We start from the raw sequence: 3,675 nt of genomic DNA, 5'->3' as shown, positions 1-3,675 counted from the left end.
CATCCTTCAGCACCGCCTCGCAGCGGGCCTGGGCCTGCTCGAAGGAGATGTTCTCGTCGTGGTCGCCGACGTCGGCCTTGGACGCCGGGGTGAAGATGGGCGCGGGCAGCTTGGCGGCCTGGGCGAGGCCAGCGGGCAGGGCGATGCCGCAGATGGCGCCGGTGTCCTGGTAGTCCTTCCAGCCGGAGCCGATCACATAGCCGCGCACCACCGCCTCGATGGGCAGCGGCGCCAGGCGCTTGACCACCAGCGCGCGGCCCACGACCTGTTCGCGTTCTTCGGCCGTCACCACGGTTTCGGGGGCGATGCCGGTGAGCTGGTTGGGCACGATGTGGCCCAGGCGCTCGAACCAGAAGTTGGCCATGGCGGTGAGCACCCGGCCCTTGTCGGTGATGGGGTTGGGCAGGATGACGTCGAAAGCGGAGAGGCGGTCGCTGGTGACGATGAGGAGCTTGTCGTCGCCGACGGCGTAGATGTCGCGCACCTTGCCGCGGCCGAGCAGCGGCAGGCTCTTGATGGAGGATTCGAAAAGCGGCTTGGCCACGATGGCGGAGTCCCTTCTGGGTAAAACGCGATTATAGGCCAGCGTGCCCGCCGGCCGGCTGTGCCCGGGCGAGGCGGCGCGGCTCAGTGGCCGCCGCCATCCTCGGCGGTCAGCGCCTTGCGCATGCGGCGCAGGCCCAGCGCCACCAGACAGGCGATGACCGGGATGGAGATGGCGGTGATGATCTCCGGCGTGGCCGGCAGGATGATGTCCTTGGCGCCCTTGGCGACGTAGTTCACCAACTGCGAGGCGTAATAGGTGATGGCAACCACCGACAGCCCTTCCACCGTTTCCTGCAGGTGCAGCTGGATCTTGGCGCGGCGGTTCATCTGCGCCAGCAGCTCCTGATTCTGCCGCTCCAGTTCGATGTCGACCCGGGTGCGCAGCAGCTGGGAGTTGCGGGCGATACGGCCGGAGAGGTCTTCCTGGCGGCGGGCGATGGTGGCGCAAGTGGCGATGGCGGGCGCCAGCCGGCGCTGCATGAACTCGTCTATGGTGGGGAAGCCGTCGTAGCGCGTCTCGCGCAGTTCCTCGATGCGCTGGCCGACCAGCCGGTAGTACGCCGCCGCGGCGCCGAAGCGGAAGGTGGTGCGCGCCACCGAGCGCTCGACGTCGGCGGCGAGCTTGGTCAGGCGGCCCAGCACTTTGCGGTCGTCGTCCGAGCTGCGGGCCTCGCCCATGCTGTCCATCAGATTGGCCAGCTCGTCTTCGGCGCGGGAGAGCAGCCGGCCGACTTCCTTGGCGACCGGGAAGGCGAGCAAGGCCATCACGCGGTAGGTCTCGATCTCGACCAGGCGCTGCACCGTGCGGCCGGCCTGGCGTGGTGTGAGCCCGGCATCCAGCAGCAGGAAGCGGGAAAAGCCGTCCTTGATCTGGAAGTCGGTGAACACCCAGCCGCTGCCGCCGGCCACCTGCGCGGCCACCAGCGTCTCGCCGCGCGGCGAAACCGTCTGGGTGACGCTCTCCGGCGCGATCTCGGCCACGCTGCGCAGTTCGATGTGGGTGGCGGTGATCAGACGGCCGGGGATGTCCTTGCGCCAGGCGGCGGGCACCGCCAGCAGGGCATGCTCGTCGTCGGTGTCGCCCGGCTGGATGCGGCGGAAGAAGGTGTAGCTGGAGAACTCGTTGTGGCGCTCCCACTTCAGCCGGAAGCCGCCGCCGTCGAGGAAGACGTGGCCGGAATCCACCGCCGGTGCTTCCGCGCCCAGCTGTTCGGCGAGCGCGGCCAGGTGGGCGGCCTCGCGCCCGGCGCTGCCCTCGTGGTGCAGGAAGGCGAGGTAGGTGACGAACTCGGGCGTGTCCAGTGGCACCGGCGGCCGGGCATGGACTTCGTCGTTGAGGGTCTGGCGTAGCGGGTGCTGTTCGAATAGGGACATGTCGTCTGGATGGTGGCCGGTGCGACACCCGGAATGGGCGGAAGGCGGCATTTTGCGCAGCGGCCCCTGCAATGACAAGGCGCCGCCCGCCACCGGGGAGTGGCGAGACGGCGCCTTGATTGTCTTACCCGCGCCGAGGCGGGAAGGGGCGGCTTACTGCTTGATCGCTTCGATGGCGATGTCCAGCGTCACTTCGTCGCCCACGTAAGGCGCGTACTTGCCGGCGCCGAAGTCGCTGCGCTTGATGACGGCGGTGGCGTTGGCGCCCAGCGCGTCCTTCTTCAGCATCGGGTGCGGAATGGCCTGGAAGGAGGTGACGGTCAGCGTCACCGGCTTGGTCACGCCCTTCAGCGTCAGGTTGCCGATCACTTCCACCGGCTTGTCACCCTCGAAGCGCACCGAGGTGGACTTGAAGGTGGCGGTGGGGAATTGGGCGGTGTCGAGGAAGTCGGCGCCCTGGATGTGCTCGTTGAAGGTGGGGAAGCCGGTATCCACCGAGGTGGTGTCTATGGTCACGTCCACCGAGCCGGTCTTGGCTGCCTTGTCGAAGGTCACGGTGCCCGTGGTCTTGTCGAAGCGCGACAGCTGCTTGGAGAAGCCCAGGTGGTTGTAGGAGAAGCGCGGGAAGGTGTGGCTGCCGTCGATGGCGTAGGTTTCCGGCGCGGCCAAGGCGGGGGCGGCCAGGGCGATGGCGAGCGGGGTGGCGAGGGCGAAACGGGTCAGCATTTTCATGGGTTCTCTCCGGATGTCTGCTAAGCAGCGGGATGGAAAAGGGGATGGATCTGGGAGGGCTGCAATGGCCACGCGGGCGCTTTCTTTACTTGTGCGCCGCCTGCAGGTGGAACTTCACCTGGATTTCGTTGGCGACGATGCCGAAGTCGGCCCATTCGCCTTCGCCGATGGCGAAGTCGCCGCGCTTGATGACGAAGCTGCCGTCGAAGGCGCCGCTGGCCGGGTCGAAGGTGAAGGGTGCGGTGACGTTCTGGCTGCGGCCCTTGATCGTCAGCGTGCCCAGGGCTTCGTAGCGGTTGCCGCCGAGGGCTTTCACCGAGGTGGACTTGAAGCTGGCCTTGGGATGCTTGGCGGCATCGAACCAGGTCTTGCCGGTGACCTCGGCGGTGGCTTCATCCGAGCCGGCATCCACGCTGGCGACGTCGATATCCACCGTGGCCTGGCCGGCTTCCGGCTTGGCCGGATCGAAGTTGAGCCTGGCGTCGAACTTGTTGAACTTGCCGTCCATCGCCACGCCCATCTGGCGATAGCTGAAATCCACGCGGCTGGCGGCGGTCTTCACCTGGTCGAAGGTGGCGGCCTGGGCCGCCGGGGCGAGGAGCGACAGGCTCAGCGCGGCGGCGAGGGAGGCCTGGCGCAGGGTGCTCGTTTTCATTCTTGACTCTCCTGGGGTTGGCCGCCGGGGGGCGGCCGGATTGCGTTGGCTTGCAGCTCAGGCCTTGGCGCCGGGCAGCATGCGGGTGAGGACATCGTCGCGGTCGATGAAGTGATGCTTGAGCGCCGCACAGGCGTGGCCGACGACGGTGGCGGCGAGCAGCCAGTTGAGCCAGGCGTGGGTGGCGGCCAGCAGGTCGCCCAGCTCGGCGTTCTTGGACACCAGGTCCGGCAGCGGCAGCACGCCGAACCACACCGTCTGGAAACCCTTGGCGGAGCTCATCAGCCAGCCGCTCAGCGGCACCGCGAACATCAAGACGTAGAGCACGATGTGGGCGCCGTTGGCCGCCAGCCGCATCAGCGCGGGCA

The 3,675-nt window shown here is 67.9% G+C and carries 5 protein-coding genes; all 5 read right to left on the bottom strand.

What is annotated here, in order from left to right; all coding sequences use genetic code 11:
* On the bottom strand, positions 1-544 hold a 544-nt coding region (locus tag GRF61_RS23525; protein ID WP_169153044.1), incomplete at its 3' end, for a phosphoribosylaminoimidazolesuccinocarboxamide synthase.
* Positions 545-627: 83 nt separating this feature from the next.
* Positions 628-1,920 (bottom strand): DUF3422 domain-containing protein, encoded by a 1,293-nt coding sequence (locus GRF61_RS23520; RefSeq protein ID WP_169153043.1) that lies wholly within the window; start codon positions 1,918-1,920, stop codon positions 628-630.
* A gap of 153 nt (positions 1,921-2,073) precedes the next feature.
* A complete protein-coding gene (locus GRF61_RS23515) occupies positions 2,074-2,652 on the bottom strand; it encodes a YceI family protein (protein ID WP_169153042.1) in 579 nt (192 codons plus the stop codon).
* An 85-nt stretch (positions 2,653-2,737) separates the two neighbouring features.
* Complete coding sequence (locus tag GRF61_RS23510) at positions 2,738-3,307, bottom strand: YceI family protein (protein ID WP_169153041.1); 570 nt, start codon at positions 3,305-3,307, stop codon at positions 2,738-2,740.
* A gap of 57 nt (positions 3,308-3,364) precedes the next feature.
* The coding region (locus GRF61_RS23505) for a cytochrome b (RefSeq protein WP_169153040.1) at positions 3,365-3,675 on the bottom strand (311 nt) is incomplete at its 5' end.

This window comes from Azoarcus sp. TTM-91 (assembly GCF_012911025.1).
In the GTDB taxonomy this organism is placed as follows: domain Bacteria; phylum Pseudomonadota; class Gammaproteobacteria; order Burkholderiales; family Rhodocyclaceae; genus Azoarcus.
This window is presented reverse-complemented; position numbering and strand designations above follow the sequence as displayed.